Here is a 17,300-nt window from a genome sequence, read left to right on the forward strand (position 1 = left end):
ACCCTCCCCTCGCCGGAGGGTCGTGCTCATCAGGGACCAGTCTCACTCACCGGACGGGAGTTTCTGACCCACGTCCGGATCCTGAGATGACTATTTCATCAGCCGACATCGAGACGCAGGAGATCTTCCTCCGTCTCGCGCCGGACGATCACGCGTGCCTCACCGTCGCGCACTGCGACGACCGGCGGACGCAGCGCGTGGTTGTAGTTGCTCGCCATGGAACGGCAGTAGGCGCCGGTGGCGGGGACGGCGATCAGGTCGCCGGGGGCCAGGTCGGCGGGGAGGAAGGCGTCCTTGACCACGATGTCGCCGCTCTCGCAGTGCTTGCCGACGACCCGGACGAGCATCGGTTCGGCGTCCGAGGTGCGCGAGACGAGCGCGACGGTGTACTCGGCGTCGTACAGCGCGGTGCGGATGTTGTCCGACATGCCGCCGTCGACGCTGACGTAGGTCCGCAGCCCCTCCAGGGGCTTGATCGTGCCGACCTCGTACAGCGTGAACGCGGTGGGTCCGACGATGGCGCGGCCCGGCTCGACGGAGATCCGGGGGGTGCGCAGCTTCGCGGCCTCGCACTCGCGGCTGACGATGTCGGTGAGCGCCTTGGCGATCTCGTGCGGCTCGCGGGGGTCGTCTTCGGAGGTGTAGGCGATGCCGAGGCCGCCGCCGAGGTCGATCTCGGGCAGTTCGACGCCGTGCTCGTCGCGGATCTCCGCGAGCAGTTGCACCACGCGCCGGGCGGAGACCTCGAAGCCGGCCATGTCGAAGATCTGCGAGCCGATGTGGGAGTGGACGCCGACGAGCTCCAGGGCGTCGAGCGCGAGCGCGCGGCGTACGGCCTCGGCGGCCTGTCCGTCGGCGAGCGCGATGCCGAACTTCTGGTCCTCGTGCGCGGTGGCGATGAACTCGTGGGTGTGGGCCTCGACACCGACGGTGACGCGGATCTGCACGCGCTGGCGGACGCCGTGGCGCCGGGCGACGTGGGCGACGCGGACGATCTCCTGGAAGGAGTCGAGCACGATCCGCCCGACGCCGGCCTCGACGGCGCGCTCGATCTCGGCGACGGTCTTGTTGTTGCCGTGGAAGGCGATGCGCTCGGCCGGCATACCGGCGTCGAGGGCGGTGGTCAGCTCTCCGCCCGAGCAGACGTCGAGGTTGAGTCCTTCCTCCTTGAGCCAGCGCACGACGGCACGCGAGAGGAAGGCCTTCCCGGCGTAGAAGACGTCGGCGTCGGCCCCGAAGGCGTCGGCCCAGGCGCGGCAGCGGGCCCGGAAGTCGCTCTCGTCGAGGAAGTAGGCGGGGGTGCCGAACTCCTCGGCGAGCCGGGCGACGGCGATCCCGCCGACGGTGAGGGCCCCGTCGGCGTCACGGGTGACGGTGCGCGACCAGACCTTCTCGTCGAGGACGTTGAGGTCGGCGGCGGGCGCGGAGTAGTGGCCCTCGGGGAGGACGTCGGCGTGACGGGGGCCGGCGGGGTGTGCGGAGCGGCTCATCGTGATGCTCTCTCGGGTCTTCTGGTCTCGTCAGAGATGTTCGGGCGCGCGGATGCCGAGCAGGGACAGGCCGCCTGCCAGCACCGTCCCGGCGGCTTCGGCGACGGCCAGCCGGGCGCGGTGGGCGGCCGAGGGTTTCTCGTCACCGGTGGGCAGGGGCGGGCAGGAGTCGTGGAAGTCGAAGAACGCGTGCGCGACGGCTTCCAGCTGCCGGGCGACCCGGTCGGGCGCGCGGTGACGGGCCCCGGCGAGCAGGACGTCGGGGTGGTCGGCGATGAGGTCGAGGAGGGGGCGGGCGGCCGGGTCGTACGGGGCGGAGCCGGTGGACCCGGAAGCCACGGCGGGGCCGGTGGACGAGGGGCGGCGGTCGCCGCGCGCGGCGGGATCCGCCGGGCGGCCACCGTACGCGGCGGGCCCGGCGGGGCTGTTGTCGTGCGCGGCGAGATCGGCGGGGCTGTTGTCGTGCGCGGCGGGCCCGGCGGGGTTGTCGTCGTAGGCGGCGGAATCAGCGGGGCTGTTGTCGTGCGCGGCGGGATCCGCCGGGCGGCCACCGTACGTGGCTGGCCAGGCGGGGCTGTCGTCGTACGCGGCGGGATCAGCGGTGAAGCCCAGGAGGGCGGCCCCGCGGGTGAGGGCGAGGGCCCTGGCGCGGGCGTAGCGGACCAGGAAGAGCGCGTTGGCCTCGCCCTGGACGAGCAGGTCCGGGCCGAGAGCGGCACGGTCGTGTCCGGCGGCCCGCAGCAGTCCCCAGCGGAGCGCGTCGGGCCCGAGCCGGTCCAGCAGCTCCCCCGCGGGAGCCCCGGCGGGGACGGGCCGGATGCCGGTGAGCGGCACGGGGGGCGTCCCGTACCCGTCGACGGTGAGGCCGAGGCGGGCCCAGTCCGGGTCGGGCGACGCGGCGCAGGTGGTGCGGACCCGGGCGCCCTGGGCGGCGAGGAGCCGGCGCACGGCCTGGGCGGTGACGGCGGCGCGGACCTCCCGCGCGTGGTGGAGCTGGTGGACCTCGCCGAGGAGCGCGTCCCCGTGCCCGTACGCCAGGCCCTGTTCCCGTACGGCGGCGAGCAGGGCCCGGTCGCTCTCGGCCCGGGTGTCGAGGGTGAAGCTCAGGAACCCGGGCCCGGTGATCTCGACCCGCCCGACGCCGGGCTCGGCGGCGACGCGTTCGCGCAGGATGCGGGCGACCTCCAGGGCGGGCAGCGCGGCGGGGCCGGCGAGTTGGAGGGCGACGGCGCAGGCGTAGTCGCCGCTGCCGCCGGGCCGGGTCCGCTCCACCCGCACGCGCGCGGGCACGGGCGCGCGCAACACGTCCTCGTCGACCGCGCGGTGCACGGCGTGCAGCACGGTCCGGGAGAGATCGGCGGGGGTCACGGGTCAAGCGTAGGTGAGAGAGGGGGGCACTTCGCGAACCGGTTTCGCCATCCGGTCAACCGGGGTCGGTTCCACGGCGCGGGGAAGCCGGTCGCGGCCCGGCGAACCGGTCAGCCGGCGGTGCTTCCCGCCCGCCCGGCGCCGCGTCGCCCGTCCACCGAGGGTTCTTCCTCCCCGGTCACGAGCCGGCGCATGATCCGCACCAGTTCGCTCGGCTCGAACGGCTTCGCCAGGAACGCGTCGACCCCGGCCGCCACGCCCGCGTCGACCTCGTAGGGCGTACAGGCGCTGATGACGGCGATGGGAAGACGGCGGGTGCGGGGATCGGAGCGCAGCCGGGTGGCGGTCTCCAGCCCGTCCAGCCGGGGCATCACGACGTCGAGGGTGACGGCGTCGGGGCGGACGCTGTCGATCAGCTCCAGGCACTCGGCACCGTCGGCCGCGGTCACGACCTCGAAGCCCTCCAGTTCGAGGTTGACCCTGATCAGCTGCCGGATGACCTTGTTGTCGTCGACAACAAGCACGCGGCCGTACGCCCCTGACACCCTTCGAGAGTAGGTCGGCCCGGCAGGCGGCGTCCGGGTTTTGTCCACTTCCGCCCCGGACGGGTGGCCGCCGCCCTCCTCCCCCGCTCGCCCGCGCCGCCGGACCGGGCGGAGGAGGCGCCGAGGCACGGCGGAATACCTGTTCACGGACACCCCGTGAGAGCTGGTAGTGTTTCACCCGTCGCAGAGCAACACCGCGATTCGCCCCCGTAGCTCAGGGGATAGAGCATCGGCCTCCGGAGCCGGGTGCGCAGGTTCGAATCCTGCCGGGGGCACTTCCGGATTGAGAGCCTGACCTGCATTTATGCCGGTCAGGCTCTTCTCGTTTCGGCCGGGCGCGCCGAACTCTCCGGGTGGAGAGATGATGGTCGTGGCCGACCGAAAACCCTCGGGGTGAAGCCGCGCAGACGGGTACAGCACAGGGTGAGTGCGCTGTCTCGGTGACCGCGATCCCCTGGACGACGTGAACGAACGAAGCGCCGGTCGGCGGCCGGGGACCGGCCGCTCAGAAGGCGCGGTAGAAGGGCGTGCCGATCGTCGCCGCGACGCCGAAGTCGGAGAAGCCGCGCTCGGTGAGCACGCGGCAGACGAACTCCGATGCGGCCATGTCGAAGCGCTGGAAGGGCTCCAGGGGATCCGCCCGTGCCAGCACGGGCCATGTCCCCGGCTCCTGGGACGTGTCGGCGAGCCAGAAGAACTCCTCCTCGATGAAGGAGTAGCCCCAGGGAACGAGTCCCTTCTCCCGGTGCCCGTCGTCCATCCCGAGAATCCCGAACGGTTCGAACAGCCGCCGGTTGTCCGGGTTTCCGCGCATCGATCTGGTCAGGGACGCGTGACGGGCGAGCACGGACTCCGTGTCACCCTGTGCCTCCAGCAGGAGAACGTGGTCGCTGAACGCGCCCCACGGCGCGAAGCGTCGGCGCATCTGCTTGAAATCGGTCGGCAGACAGGTGCCCAGAGACCGTTCGGTGTCGGACCAGTCGCATGCTCCGGGCTCGGCAGTCCACTCGGTCGCCGAGACCAGGCGGTCGACCCACTCCATCCGTACCCCTCTCCGCGCGGCCTCGCCAGAGGGTAAGCCCGTCTCGGCCGCGTCCACGAGCATGCCCCGGACGAACGCCCGTCCACCACGCGCGGGTCCGGGGTCCGTTGTTCGGGTCCGTGGTCCGGGCTCCGGGGTCCGGGGTCCGGTCAGAACTTCCCGTCGACGGGGAGCCAGCCCGAGGTCGCCTCGGGCTGGTAGAACTTGCCGGTGTCGCCGTCGTAGCGCAGGACGCGCAGGCGTACGTTGCCGCTCTCGCGGTAGTTCTTGTTGCAGGTGGCCCAGGTGTTCACGCCGAGCTTGTTGATGCAGACCTCCTCGGCCCGCCCGTAGTCGGTGTAGATCCCGACGGCCGCGGACATGCCGTCCTTCTCGGTGTCGCCGGCCCAGATGATGTCGCCGTTGTGCTGGAAGCACCCGCTGGCGCCGTAGGCGGCGGTCGCGCCCAGGCAGGCGTTCGACGGCGGGGCGGCCTTGGCGGCCATCACGCCCACGGGTTCCGTCGTCCCGCCCTCGTCCCCCGGGAGGGGTGCCTCGGTACCGGCTTCCGTGGCGAGGCCCTCGACGATCTTCACGTCGGCGGGCAGCGGGACTTCCACGGAGGTCTGCGGGACGTCGTCGGCGAAGGCGAGCGTCGCGGTGACGGCGGGATGGGCGAGCGCCGGCGTCACGGTGACGGCCGAGAGGGCGAGTGCCGCCGCCCCGGCGAGAACGCTCGACTTCGAGCGCCAGTTTTCACGCATGCTTCACTACCCCCGCGCCTGACCTCTGTGGCGAGATCATCACTTATCAATTGTGAACAGGGTGTGAGACTAAGAGATCGCCGTGACGGAAGGAAGGGGCCCCTGTGACGCAAGGGGCGGACGGTACCCATGATTCCGGGAGTCGCCGGGGTGCCGAAGGTGGTGCGGTACGCGGAACGGGAGGGCGGGCACACCGAGGTGTGCCCGCCCTCCCGTTCCGGCTCTCCCATCCGCTCACCGGCGGAACGCTCACGGCAGAGGGGGCGGCTCGGCGGCCCGCTCCCCCTCGGTGACCGCGGCGAACGAGGGGTCGAGGGCGCACTCCGCGGCGATGTCGGCGGCGGCGCGGGCGCACTTCTCGGACTCGGCGACGCTCAGCCCGCTCAGCTCGGGCGGAGCCGCCTGCCCCCGGCCCGTCTCCGCGTTCTCCGCCGGTCCCGCCTCGGGACCCGGCGCCGTGGGGGCGGCGGGCCGCTCGGCGTCCACGGTGTCCGGCGGGGACGAACAGGCCGCCAGGCCCGCCGTGGCACACAGGACGAGGGCGGCCGAGGCCGCGACGGTACGAAGTCGCATGGAAGTCCCCCTACGCGGATGCCCGGACGCCCGGGTCACCAGTCGGTCCACGGTGCCACAGAGGGGGGTTGGGCGGACGGGGAACAGGTGAAGAAGGCGCGCGGAGTGCCGCGTCAGCCGACCGGCAGCCCGGGGGCGGGATGGGCGTCCATGAGGTCCTTCACCTCTGCGCGTACCGTCCTGATCGCCGTCTCGTCGCCCGTGCGGGCCGCCTCGACCGCCGTGGTGATCCAGGCGGCGACCGTGCCCATCGCGGAGGCCGGGACGCCCCGGGAGGTGAGTGCCGGGGTGCCGATCCGGATGCCGGAGGGGTCGAAGGGCTTACGGGGGTCGTAGGGCACGGTGTTGTGGTTGACGACGATGCCCGCGCGGTCGAGGGCCCGCGCCGCGGTCCTGCCGGGGACGTCCCTGTTCGTGAGGTCGATCAGCAGCAGGTGGTTGTCGGTGCCGCCGGAGACCAGGTCGAAGCCTCGGGCCGCCAACTCCTCCCCCAGGGCTCGGGCGTTGGCCACGACCTGGTGGGCGTAGGAGCAGAAGCCCGCGGTGGCGGCTTCGCCGAGGGCGACCGCGATGGCGGCCGTGGTCTGGTTGTGCGGGCCGCCCTGGAGGCCCGGGAAGACCGCCCGGTCGATGGCACGGGCGTGTTCGGCGGTGGAGAGCAGCATCGCACCGCGCGGGCCGCGCAGGGTCTTGTGCGTGGTGGTGGAGACGACGTCCGCGTGCCCGGCGGGTGAGGGGTGCGCGCCGCCCGCGATCAGGCCGGCGATGTGCGCGATGTCCGCGACCAGGACGGCGCCCGTCTCGCGGGCGATCTCCGCGAAGCCCGCGAAGTCGATCGTGCGGGGAACGGCCGTGCCGCCGCAGAAGATGAGCCGGGGCCGCTCGGCGAGGGCCAGGTCGCGGACCTCGTCCAGGTCGATCCGGCCGGTGTCGCGGCGGACCCCGTACCGGACGGCGCGGAACCAGCGGCCGGTGGCCGAGACGTCCCAGCCGTGCGTGAGGTGGCCGCCCATCGGGAGGGACATCCCGAGGACGGTGTCGCCGGGCTGGAGGAAGGCCAGGTAGGCGGCGAGGTTGGCCGGGGAGCCGGAGTACGGCTGGACGTTGGCGTGGTCCATCCCGAAGAGTGCCTGGGCGCGGCGGATCGCCAGCGTCTCGACCCGGTCGATGACCTGCTGGCCTTCGTAGTACCGCTTGCCGGGGTAGCCCTCGGAGTACTTGTTCTGGAGCACGGTGCCGGACGCTTCGAGCACGGCGGTGGAGACGTAGTTCTCGCTGGGGATCAGGCGCAGGGTGTCGGCCTGGAGCTGCTCCTCGGCACCGATCAGGGCGGCCACTTCCGGATCGGACGCGGCGAGGGCCGGATGGCGGGGTGCGGTGGTGGCAGTGGTGGCGGCGGTGGTGGGGCGGGTGGTCATGGAAGAGGTCCTTCCGGGTCGGCCGCTGTACGCGGCGTGGACCCGGATGCCCAGGCGGACGGCTCTCCGGAGAGGACGCCCCGGGCACGCCCGGGGTGTGCCGCTTCCTCGTGGTCGGTTCCACGGAGCACCCCTGCCAGGAGCGCGCGCCAGTCGCGGCGTTGGGCATTCTAGAGGGTCGGGCGTGGCCGTGGCGGAGAAGGTGGGAAGAGGCCGGTTCGGCGCGCGAAGCGGCTGCCGCGACGCACGTACGTCGTCGGGCGGAGCCCGTCCGGCCGGGACCTGCCGCTGATCCCGGACCCGGTCCGGCCGCTGCTCAGCCCTGGGGGCGCGGGTTCTTCTCGATGACGCGGCCGTCCAGTTCGGCGGTGAGGAAAGCGCCGCCGTGCGAGTCGGTGACGTACACGCGCAGCACCGGGCGGTCGTCGTGGAAGGGCGACGAGGGGTCCACGATCACGTAACTGCTCTCCGGTTCGTCGATGTTGAGCGTCCTCTCCGCCGTCTTCAGCAGGGCGGGCAGCGCGTCCCAGTCGACGGAGTCCAGGTCGACCGTCGTCGACCCGGACATGAGGGTGCCGCCCATGCCGTCGTTCTCCGCCCGGCCGTCGCGGTAGCTGAAGCGGTCGTACAGCGCGGCGTTGAACTTCAGCGGCGCCTCGGCGGAGGCGTGTTCGCGGTAGAGAGTGAAGTCGGTGACCTTCGTTCCGCCCATGAGCGGTTTCAGCGCCTCGATCGCGGTCCGCGCCCCGTCCGGGGTCAGGAGGTTCGCCGTCTCCGCCTCAGCCTCGGGTGCGTCCTGCTCGTCGGGTCCGTCGGCGATCGGGGTCGGTGCCGGGGCCGAGCCTTGCGGTGCGCTCGCCCGGTCGCGGGGGCGGTCGTCGCTGTCGGCGCCCCCGGAGGAGAAGGCCCCGGCCGTCCAGAGGATGGCGCCCGTCAGCACCGCGGCCGAGACGACGGAGGAGGCGGCGGTGATCCGCCGCACCCGGCGGCCGGCCCGGCGGCCACGCTCCGGCGCGGCGGCCGCGGAAGCCGGGGGCGGGCTGCCGTAGCCCGTCGGAACACGGTCCTCCGGTGCTTCGGCCCCGGAGGAGGGGGCGGGCGTCGGGGGCTGTGGACCTGAAACCGGTGTCCCCGCCCCGTACGCGTACGGGGCCGCGGGCGTGGGGCCCGGTCGCTGCGGCGGGGCCGCCGACTGGGTGGGCGCGGCGTGCACGGGGCCGGGGTAAGGGGTCGCGGGGTGCGGGGGCACGGAGTGCCGGGGCGCGGGATGCGCTGACGCGGGGTGCGCGCCCCCGGAGAACCCGGCCCCACCGTGCGCGACCCCGGAGAACCCGGCCCCACCCTGCGCACCCTCGGGGTGTCCGGCCCCACCCTGCGCGACCCCGGGGTCCACGGACCCTTCATGCGCGCCTCCGGGGCGTTCCCCTACCGGCTCCGTGGGCGTCGGAGGCGTGCTGCCGCCCCGCTCGGCATCGGCCAGCAGCCGGTCGAGGGTCTCCGCGTCCGGCCGGGCCGGGATGTCACGGGTGAGGAGTGCGCTCAGCACCGGGGCGAGGGCCCCGGCCCGGGATGGCGGCGGGATCTCCTCGTCGAGCACGGCGGCCAGGGTGGCGAGGGTGGTGGCCCGGCGCAGCGGGTGGCTGCCCTCGACGGCGACGTACAGCATCATGCCGAGCGACCAGAGGTCGGAGGACGGATCGCCCTCCGTGCCCCGGATGCGCTCGGGGGCTATGTAGTCGGGCGAGCCGATGAGGGCGCCCGTCATGGTGAGGCTGGTCGACTCGCGGATGGCGGCGATGCCGAAGTCCGTGAGGACGGGGCGGCCGTCGGCGCGCAGCAGGACGTTGGCGGGCTTGACGTCGCGGTGCTGGATGCCGGCCGCGTGGGCGGCGCGGAGGGCGGAGAGGATGCCGCGTCCCAGTCCGGCGGCGTCGGCGGGCTCCATGGGGCCGGCGGCGAGCCGGTCGTGCAGGGAGGAGCCGGCCACCAGCTCCATCACGATCCACGGGTAGCCGTCCTCGCCGGGGTCGACGATGTGGTGGACGGTGACCACGTTGGGGTGGTCGAGCCGGGCCAGGGCGCGGGCCTCACGGAGCACCCGGGCGCGCAGGGTGCGGGCGCCCTCGGGGTCGTACTCCGCGAGCGCCGGGTCCGGGGGCCGCACCTCCTTGAGCGCGACATCGCGGTGGAGCGCCTCGTCGCGGGCCCGCCAGACCATGCCCATGCCGCCGCTGCCGAGCCGCTCGACCAGCGTGAAACGACCGTCGACGACCCGTCCCGAGGGGACCTCTTCGCTCATGGGCCGTAGCGTACGGGGGGCGGAGGGAAGCGCGTAGCGGGGGCGGCAGCCCTGTCAGGCCGAGGTGCGTTTGCGGGACGATGCCGTCTTCTTCGTCCCGCTGCCGGCGCTCGACGACGTCTGCTTCTTCGTCGCCGTCTTCTTCGCGGCGGACTTCTTCGTCGTCGACGTGGACTTCTTCGCTCCGGTGGACTTGGGCGTGGCCTTCTTCCCCGCCGCGGTGCTCTTCTTCGTGGGCCGCGGGGAAGACTTCCCCGACGTCTTCTTGATGGGGTGCACGTCGGCCATCTCGCCGCCGCCCTTGTCCCGCGCGCCGGACGCCTCCTCGCCCCGTGACTTCTTCGCCGCCTGCACGCTGTTCTCCAGGGCGGCGATCAGGTCGATGACCTTGCCGCCGCCGGCCTCCCCGGACGCGGCCGGACGCACGGTCTCGCCGGAGGCCTTCGCGGCGATGAGTTCCTCGACCGCCTCCCGGTAGTCGTCGTGGAGGCTGTCCATGTCGACCTCGCCCAGGGTGTCCATCAGGGCGTCCGCCAGGTCGAGTTCGGCGTCCCGGACCCTGATGTCGCCGTCCGGGGCGACGCCCTCGGGGGCGCGGATCTCGTCGGGCCAGAGCAGGCCGTGCATGGCGATCACATCATCCACCACGCGGAGCATGCCGAGCCGTTCGCGGCCGCGCAGGGCGTACTTGGCGACGGCGACCTTGTTGCTGCGCTTGAGGGCCTCGCGGAGCAGGGTGTACGGCTTGGCGGCGGGTACACCGTTGGCGGAGAGGTAGTACGCGGCGTCCATCTGGAGCGGGTCGATCTGGTCCGCGGGCACGAAGGCGACGATCTCGATGGTCTTCGCGGTGGGCAGCGGAAGCTGGGCGAGATCCTCGTCGGTGATCGGGATCATCGTGCCGTCGGCGTCCTCGTACGCCTTGCCGATCTCACCGCCCGGGATCTCCTCCTCGTCCAGTTCGCAGACTTTGCGGTACCGGATCCGGCCACCGTCGGCGAGGTGGATCTGCCGGAAGTGGACCGAGTGGTTCTCGGTGGCGTTGACCAGCTTGATCGGGATGCTGACCAGCCCGAAGGAGATCGCGCCGTTCCAGATGGACCTCACCGTTCACCCCTTGCCGGCCGTGAGGGACGCGTTGGCGACCCAGGACGCTTTGTCGCTTTTTCGTGTGATTCTTATCGTATGACGCCGATCACCGAGGTGGAGGGGCGACGGGTCTCGCTCAGCAATCTCGACAAGGTCCTCTATCCGGCCGCGGGGACGACCAAGGGCGAGGTGCTGCACTACTACGCGGCCACCGTCGGCACCGTGATGCTGCCCCACCTGGCCGACCGTCCCGTGTCCTTCCTGCGGTATCCGGACGGGCCGGGCGGCCAGCTCTTCTTCACCAGGAATCCGCCCCCCGGTACACCCGCCTGGGTGGAGACCACCCCCGTCCCCCGGAGCGAGGACCGGGGCGCCCGGCAGGTGGTCGTGCGCGATCTGGCCTCGTTGATGTGGGCGGCGAACCTGGTGGTCGAGTTCCACACCCCGCAGTGGCGGACGGGCTCGCCGGGGGTCGCCGACCGGATGGTCCTCGACCTGGACCCCGGCTCCCCCGCGACCGTCGTGGAGTGCTGCGCGGTGGCTCTCTGGCTGCGGCAGCGGCTCGCGGACGACGGGCTCGCGGCGTACGGGAAGACGTCCGGGTCCAAGGGGCTGCATCTGCTGGTTCCGCTGGAGCCCACGCCGTCCGGAGAGGTGTCCGCGTACGCGAAACGGCTCGCCGTGGAGGCGGCGGAGGCGCTGCCGGCTCTGGCCCTGCACCGGATGAAGCGCGCCCTGCGGCCGGGCAAGGTGTTCGTCGACTTCAGCCAGAACTCCGCGTCGAAGACGACCGCCACGCCCTACACCCTGCGCGCCCGGCCCGAACCCACCGTCTCGGCCCCTGTGACCTGGGAGGAGATCGCGGGGTGCCGGGAGGCCGGGGCCCTGGTGTTCCGCGCCGGGGACATGGCCGCCCGGCTGGAGCTGCACGGCGATCTGCTCGCCCCGCTGAACGACCCGGAACAGGCGCGTCCGCTGCCCGGGTGACCCTCGGGGGCCCGCCGGAACCCTCCGGTCACCGGGGTTTCTCACAGCGTCCTCACAGCGGGATCGTCTTGACCAGGTCATGACCTGGTTACGGGCGCGAGGAAAGGCCACAAGTGGCGGGTGGATTGTCGGAACCGTGGTGCACACTCTGCGCAGGCGCTTCCTGCGGGGCGCGCCGGGAGGGGTGTGACGGGCCGGGCGCGCCGGGAGGGGTGCGCCGGTCCGGGCGCTGTCGTGATCGTGGGGAGGGGATGGCGTGTTCTCGGGGATCGACGAGGTCGACTGGGCTTCGATGGAGCATGCCTACGGGCCGGCCGACGACGTACCGCAGCTCCTGCGGGGGCTCGCCTCCGCCGATCCGGCGGAGCGGGAGACCGCGCTCGACGGCATGTACGGGGCGGTGCACCACCAGGGCGATGTGTACGCGTGCACGCTCGCGTGCATCCCGTTCCTGTTCGAGCTGGTCGCCGACCCGGGAGTGCAGGACCGGGGCGGCGTCGTCGAACTGCTCACCAGCATCGGCGGCTTCGACCTGGACGAGGACGACGAGGACGAGATCGAGGACGTCGCGAACTACGCGATGGCGGCCGCCGCCGTCACCGCGGGCGCCGGGGTGTTCTTCGAGCTGATCGCCGACGAGGATCCCGGGGTGCGGCTGGCGGCCCCGCTGGCGCTCGCCACGTTGCACCGGCAACCCGTGCGGGTGCTCGCGCTGCTGCGGGAGCGGTTGCCCGTGGAGCCCGACGAGGAGGTGCGGCTCGCCCTCGTGGAGGCGGCCGGGCGGGTCGCCCTGCGGCACCGGCCGCTGGCGGAGCGCGCCGGGAAGTGGCTGGGCATGCTGGCGTCCCGGGCCGATTCCCCGGGGCTGCGGCTCGCGGCGCTGGCCCAGCTGGCGCGCTGTTCGCCCGACGGGCTGCCCGGTGATGTGGTGCCGGTGGTCTCGGGGCTGCTGCGCGAGATGCGGTCGGCGCCTCAGGAGCCGGGGAGCACGACGGAGCACGCCGCTCCGGGAGCGGGCCCCGACCCGGCGGCGGGCGGCCCTCCCGGCGGGACCGCCGCGCGGGAGGCGGACGAGCCGGAGTCCGGCCCGGATCCGGCACCGGACGCGGAGCCCGTGGACCCCGAGCCGGTGGCCTCGGCGGAGAACGGGCGGGGCGAGCAGGTCGCGGCACCGACGCTCGTGGGGCGGTTGCGCTCGCTGTCGGCGCAGGAGAACGCGGGGCAGGGCGCCCCGTGGGCCACGGACCTGCTGCGCACCCTGCACGTCGGCCTGGACGACCGGGTGGGCGATCGCACCGCGCTGCTCGCCGACCAGTTGCGCAGCCCCGACCGCCGTCAGCGCATCGACGCCGTACGGATGACGGGCGGGCTCATACGGGCCTGGCGCGGCTCCTACGAGGAGGTGGTGGCGCTCGTCGGCGAGCAGTTGTCCGACCCCGAGCCCCGGCTGGCCGAGGCCGCGTCCCATGTGCTGGAGGAGCTGTTCGAGCTCGCCGCACCGGCCGCGGAGGCCCTGGCCGCCCGGGTGGCCGGCGACCCCGGGGGCTGGGTGAAGGAGTGGGCCAGTGGTCCGCCCGGGCTCTCCTCCCCCGTGAAGGCCCTGGCCCGGCTCGGTGACGCCCGTGCGCTGCCCGCGCTCGCCGCGGCCCTGGAGCTGCCGCAGGTGGCGCACGACGTGGGGTTCGCGGTGGGGCACCTGGGGGCGGCGGCCCGGCCGCTCGCCGGAACGCTGCGGCGCAGGCTCGCGGAGGTGGAGCTGGACGAGGGCGCCTACGACCGGGCCGGCCCGCTGCTGGCCGGTCTGACCGCGCTGCGGGTCGGCGAGGCGGCCCCCGAGGTGCTGCGGGTGCTGCGCGGGGCACCGGAGTACCGGGGCGAGTGGCTGCGTACGGCGGCGCTGCGGGCGCTCGGCGCGTTCGGGCCCGCGGCGCGGGGCCGTCCCCGAGCTGCGGGCGCTGATCCGCCGCCCGGGGACGGCGGCCGCGACGGAGGCGGCCGAGGCCCTGTGGGCGGTCTCCGGGGACGCCGACGCGGTGCTCCCGGCGCTGATCGAGGGCCTCCAGTCGGACCAGGTGCACGACCGGCGGGCGGCCGCGGTGGCGCTGGGGGCCCTCGGACCGCGCGCCGCGGTGGTCGCGCCCCGGCTGCGCGGGCTGCTGGCGCACGAGGAGCCGTGGCTGCGGGTGGACGCGGCGATCGCGCTGTGGGAGGTGTCCGGCCGGACCCGGGAGACCGTCGCGGCGCTGCTCACCGCCTGGGAGCAGAACCGCCATGTCCGGGTCAGGGTGGCAGAATGCCTGGCACGGATGGGACCGGTCCCGGAGGGCTCGGCCCCGGCGCACGCCCTGCGGAGCGAACTCCTCTCCGTACGCCGTCACAACGCGATGGACGGCGGGTACGGCAGTCATGACATCCACGAGGACGAGAAGCTCCTGGCACTGTGCCGGCAGGCACTGCGGGGGACGGGGAAAGGAAGCACGTCATGATCATTTTTGGCACCAAGGGGTATCTCCACCAGCTGGCCGTCCTGACGATGGTGTGCGGCTGGTGCGGCAATCCGGCGGCGCACACCCTGCGCAAGCGGGTCACGAAGTTCACGCTGTTCTTCGTGCCGCTGTTCCCGTTCTCGACGAAGTACGCCACGCAGTGCACGTTCTGCGGCGGGGAGCGGCAGATACCCGGGGAGGAGGCCGACCGGCTGCTCGCCCAGGCCGCGGCCGGGCAGGACGGCAACGCCTACGGGCAGGCCCCGCGGCAGCCGGGCGTCACTCCGCCCGGCCAGAACCCGTACCAGCGCTGACCCGATACCGGCCCGGTGCCGGCTCCACGGCGACGGCAGGGTCCTGCACCGTCTCGCAGGGGTACGAACCGGGCATTGCACACGCCCGTCCGATTAGGGTGTGAAGCCTCTGTCGTCGAGGAGGAGGCGAGCCGTGGGTCCGCACCGCGCCCCGGCGGCGGCCCGCACCGCCGTGTCCGCCGTCGCCCTGCTCGCCCTGCTGTCCGGCTGCGGCGCGGCGGGCGAGCTGAAGAGCGCGGGGGACGCGCCGTCGGCCGTCGAGCCCGAGGCGCTGTGGCCGGCGCTGCCGCCCGCCTCCTCCGCCCCGTACGACTACGGGGAGGGCGAGACCGCGCGGATCCCGGGGATCGGGGTCACCGGCGGTGACGTACGACGGCTGGATCCGGTGACCGTGGCCCAGGCCGACCTGAAGGCGAAGACGGACCGGGACAGCGGCCTGGACGAGCTGCCGGACGGCACGGTGCGGCAGATCCGGGCGTGCCGGACCGCCCCGGACGCCTGCCCGGTCCTCCCGCCGTACTACCGCGACCTGACCGGCGACGGCAGGGACGAACTGGTGCTCGGCATCCGTATGCCCGACCGGCAGCTCGCCCTCCGCGTCTACATGCCGGACGGGGGCGGGCTGACCCGGATCATGTCCACCTACGACGCCGTGATCAGCGTGGAGCTGGCGGGCCGGGACCTGATCATGCGGGCCCCCTCGGTGATCCCGGGGTACGAGTACCGCACCGCGTGGTCCTGGGACGACCGGCAGCGCGCGATGCTGCCGACCCGGGACGAGATCCTGCGGACGCCCGAGCACCGGAAGGCGCCGCGGCCGAAGCGCGGGCCGGCGGACCCGGCGACGGGCACGCCGGCCCCGTCGCCCGACGCCTCCACGGGCCCGGACGCGCCGACGCCCTCCGCAGCCGCCTCCTCCCGCACGCCGTCCGGCTCCGCCACGGGAACGCGATGAGACGTCGGCGCCGCTTCCGCTCCCCCTCCTGGACCGCGAGCCTTACCTGGAAGTCGGCGGTCTTCCTGACCGCCATGTGCTGCACCCTGGCCGCCCTCCTCGGCATCCTGGTGCACACCGCGGTCACCCGGCAGACCGTCGAGCACGCCCGGGAGAAGGCGCTGGCCCGGCTGGAGGTGGTCACCGACGCGTACGAGGCCGGGGAGCCGCTGCCCCGGGGGTCCGGCATCGACCCGCCCGGCCTGCCCGCCCCGCTGCGCGCTCTCGCCGCCGGGGGCGAGCGGGGCACGGTCGTCGCGGACGGGCCGCACCGGCCGGGCGACCCGGACGGCCGGCGCGGCCCCGCCATGTGGGCGGCGGGACCGGCGGACGGACAGGCGCTGGCGACCTGGACGGACTACAGCCACGGCGCGCGCACCATCGCCGGCCTCGACCGGGCGATCATCGGCTCCTCGCTGCTGGCCATCGCGGCCACGCTGCTCGTCGGGCTGTTCGCCGTCGGCCGGGTGACCCGCCGGCTCCACCAGAGTGCCCGGGTGGCCCGCCGGATCAGCGCGGGCGACCTCGACGCCCGGGTGGACGATCCGCGTACGTCGCGCCCGGTACGCGCCCAGGACGAGGTGGCGATCGTGGCGGGCGCGCTGGACACGATGGCCTCGACGCTCCAGCGCAAGCTCCAGTCCGAACAGCGGTTCACCGCCGATGTGGCGCACGAGCTGCGCACCCCGCTGACCGGTCTGTCGGCCGCCGCCGAACTGCTGCCGCCGGGCCGTCCGGCGGAGCTGGTGCGCGACCGGGTGCGGGCGATGCGGGCGCTGACGGAGGACCTGCTGGAGATCTCCCGCCTGGACGCCCGTACCGAGCGGGTCGACCTCGCCGTGCACGATCTCGCGCCGATCGTGGAGCGGGTCGTCCGGGCGTCGGGCACCGGCACCGGCACCGGCACCCGCACCGAGGTATGGGTGAACGGCGCGGCCCGGGTGGAGACCGACCGGCGGCGGCTGGAGCGGGTGATCGGCAATCTGGTGGCCAACGCCCACCGGCACGGGGCCCCTCCGGTGGTGGTGAGCGTGGACGGCGCGGTGGTCTCCGTGACGGATCACGGGCCCGGCTTCCCGGCCTATCTGCTGGACGGGGGGCCGCAGCGGTTCCGTACGGACGGCGCGGGCAAGGGGCACGGCCTCGGGCTGACCATCGCGCTCGGCCAGGCCCAGGTCATCGGCGCCCGGCTGGACTTCGGCCGGGCGCCGGGCGGCGGGGCACTCGCCCGGTTGACCCTGCCGGAGTACGTGGCGCTCGACGACGGTGAGTCCGCCGGGAACCCCGGTGGGGACAGGGCTCGGCGGGGCCCGGACGACCCGGACGGCTCAACGGGAAACGGTCCTCACGCATCGTGACGCGTTGCAGACCGTGAGTGGCGATTTTAGCGTGACGATCACGAGCCCAGCTCGTGTCCCCCACGTCCCGCATTCCTCATCGCATGGAGGCAGCATGTCCCCCCTGTCCCGCCCCTCGCGGCTCCGCCGGCTCGGCCTCTGCGTCGCCACCGGCACGCTCGCGGCGCTCACGGCCGCCGCCCCCGCCGCCCTGGCGGCCGACCCCCAGCCCGTCGGTCAGCGCGCGGAGGCCGCCGTGGACCCGACGTCCGACGAGCTCTCCGCCTCGGCGCTGCAGCGCGAGCACGAGGCGCAGCAGCAGGAGGCCCGGCAGGAGGCGCAGCAGCAGGGCCAGACCCGGCCGCAGGCGCCCAAGCGGACCTACAAGGGACGGGTCATCGCCAAGCCGTACCTGCTGCTCCGTGACAAGCCGACCCGCAGCAGCCGTATCGTCGGCTCGGTGGAGTACGGCTCGGTCGTCCACATCTTCTGCAAGACGCAGGGCGACAACGTCGACGGCAACAACCGCTGGTACCTGCTGACCGACGGCACCTGGGCCTGGGGCTCGGCCCGTTACATCGAGAACATCGGCGCCGCGCCGAAGTGGTGCTGACC

14 protein-coding genes, 1 tRNA gene and 1 pseudogene are annotated in these 17,300 nt (G+C 73.7%); 7 read left to right on the plus strand and 9 right to left on the minus strand.

Annotated elements, in window-relative coordinates; all coding sequences use genetic code 11:
• Positions 1-98: 98 nt before the first annotated feature.
• The 3 genes from lysA to KME66_RS08885 form a co-directional block, all read right to left on the minus strand.
• Positions 99-1,490, minus strand: a complete 1,392-nt coding sequence (gene lysA, locus KME66_RS08875) for a diaminopimelate decarboxylase (protein WP_216320780.1) — start codon at positions 1,488-1,490, stop codon at positions 99-101.
• A 30-nt stretch (positions 1,491-1,520) separates the two neighbouring features.
• Positions 1,521-2,858 (minus strand): ArgS-related anticodon-binding protein NrtL, encoded by a 1,338-nt coding sequence (gene nrtL, locus KME66_RS08880; protein WP_216320783.1) that lies wholly within the window; start codon positions 2,856-2,858, stop codon positions 1,521-1,523.
• A gap of 110 nt (positions 2,859-2,968) precedes the next feature.
• Entirely contained in the window at positions 2,969-3,382 is a 414-nt protein-coding gene (locus tag KME66_RS08885) for a response regulator (protein ID WP_253208265.1), read from the minus strand.
• Between the two features lie 224 nt (positions 3,383-3,606).
• Here KME66_RS08885 and KME66_RS08890 point away from each other — a divergent pair.
• Positions 3,607-3,678: transfer RNA gene (locus tag KME66_RS08890), tRNA-Arg, on the plus strand.
• A gap of 230 nt (positions 3,679-3,908) precedes the next feature.
• On the opposite strand, the gene KME66_RS08895 is transcribed toward KME66_RS08890, so the two are convergent.
• The 6 genes from KME66_RS08895 to KME66_RS08920 form a co-directional block, all read right to left on the minus strand.
• A complete protein-coding gene (locus tag KME66_RS08895) occupies positions 3,909-4,445 on the minus strand; it encodes a hypothetical protein (RefSeq protein ID WP_216320789.1) in 537 nt (178 codons plus the stop codon).
• 149 nt (positions 4,446-4,594) lie between these two features.
• Positions 4,595-5,188 (minus strand): hypothetical protein, encoded by a 594-nt coding sequence (locus KME66_RS08900; RefSeq protein ID WP_216320791.1) that lies wholly within the window; start codon positions 5,186-5,188, stop codon positions 4,595-4,597.
• Between the two features lie 249 nt (positions 5,189-5,437).
• Positions 5,438-5,761, minus strand: coding sequence for a hypothetical protein (locus tag KME66_RS08905; RefSeq protein WP_216320794.1), 324 nt, complete (start codon positions 5,759-5,761; stop codon positions 5,438-5,440).
• 113 nt (positions 5,762-5,874) lie between these two features.
• Entirely contained in the window at positions 5,875-7,179 is a 1,305-nt protein-coding gene (gene glyA, locus KME66_RS08910) for a serine hydroxymethyltransferase (RefSeq protein WP_216320797.1), read from the minus strand.
• Positions 7,180-7,495: 316 nt separating this feature from the next.
• Positions 7,496-9,478: a serine/threonine-protein kinase gene (locus tag KME66_RS08915; RefSeq protein ID WP_216320799.1), complete on the minus strand. Its 1,983-nt coding sequence runs from the start codon at positions 9,476-9,478 to the stop codon at positions 7,496-7,498.
• 54 nt (positions 9,479-9,532) lie between these two features.
• A complete protein-coding gene (locus KME66_RS08920) occupies positions 9,533-10,585 on the minus strand; it encodes a Ku protein (RefSeq protein ID WP_216320801.1) in 1,053 nt (350 codons plus the stop codon).
• Between the two features lie 78 nt (positions 10,586-10,663).
• On the opposite strand from KME66_RS08920, the gene ligD reads away from it, so the two are divergent.
• The 6 genes and pseudogenes from ligD (at position 10,664) to KME66_RS08950 (ending at position 17,298) form a co-directional block, all read left to right on the plus strand.
• Positions 10,664-11,554, plus strand: coding sequence for a non-homologous end-joining DNA ligase (ligD, locus tag KME66_RS08925; RefSeq protein WP_216320804.1), 891 nt, complete (start codon positions 10,664-10,666; stop codon positions 11,552-11,554).
• A gap of 256 nt (positions 11,555-11,810) precedes the next feature.
• Positions 11,811-14,040: pseudogene (locus tag KME66_RS08930) on the plus strand (PBS lyase).
• Positions 14,037-14,354 (plus strand): zinc-ribbon domain-containing protein, encoded by a 318-nt coding sequence (locus KME66_RS08935; protein ID WP_073214552.1) that lies wholly within the window; start codon positions 14,037-14,039, stop codon positions 14,352-14,354. The pseudogene KME66_RS08930 and the gene KME66_RS08935 overlap by 4 nt, the downstream one beginning before the upstream one ends.
• A gap of 133 nt (positions 14,355-14,487) precedes the next feature.
• Entirely contained in the window at positions 14,488-15,309 is an 822-nt protein-coding gene (locus KME66_RS08940) for a hypothetical protein (protein ID WP_216320807.1), read from the plus strand.
• Entirely contained in the window at positions 15,306-16,706 is a 1,401-nt protein-coding gene (locus KME66_RS08945; RefSeq protein WP_216320810.1) for a HAMP domain-containing sensor histidine kinase, read from the plus strand. Before KME66_RS08940 ends, KME66_RS08945 begins: the two co-directional genes overlap by 4 nt.
• A 94-nt stretch (positions 16,707-16,800) precedes the next feature.
• Entirely contained in the window at positions 16,801-17,298 is a 498-nt protein-coding gene (locus KME66_RS08950; RefSeq protein ID WP_073214560.1) for an SH3 domain-containing protein, read from the plus strand.
• Positions 17,299-17,300: the final 2 nt, after the last annotated feature.

Origin of the sequence: Streptomyces sp. YPW6 (assembly GCF_018866325.1) — a bacterium.
Taxonomy (GTDB): Bacteria; Actinomycetota; Actinomycetes; order Streptomycetales; family Streptomycetaceae; genus Streptomyces.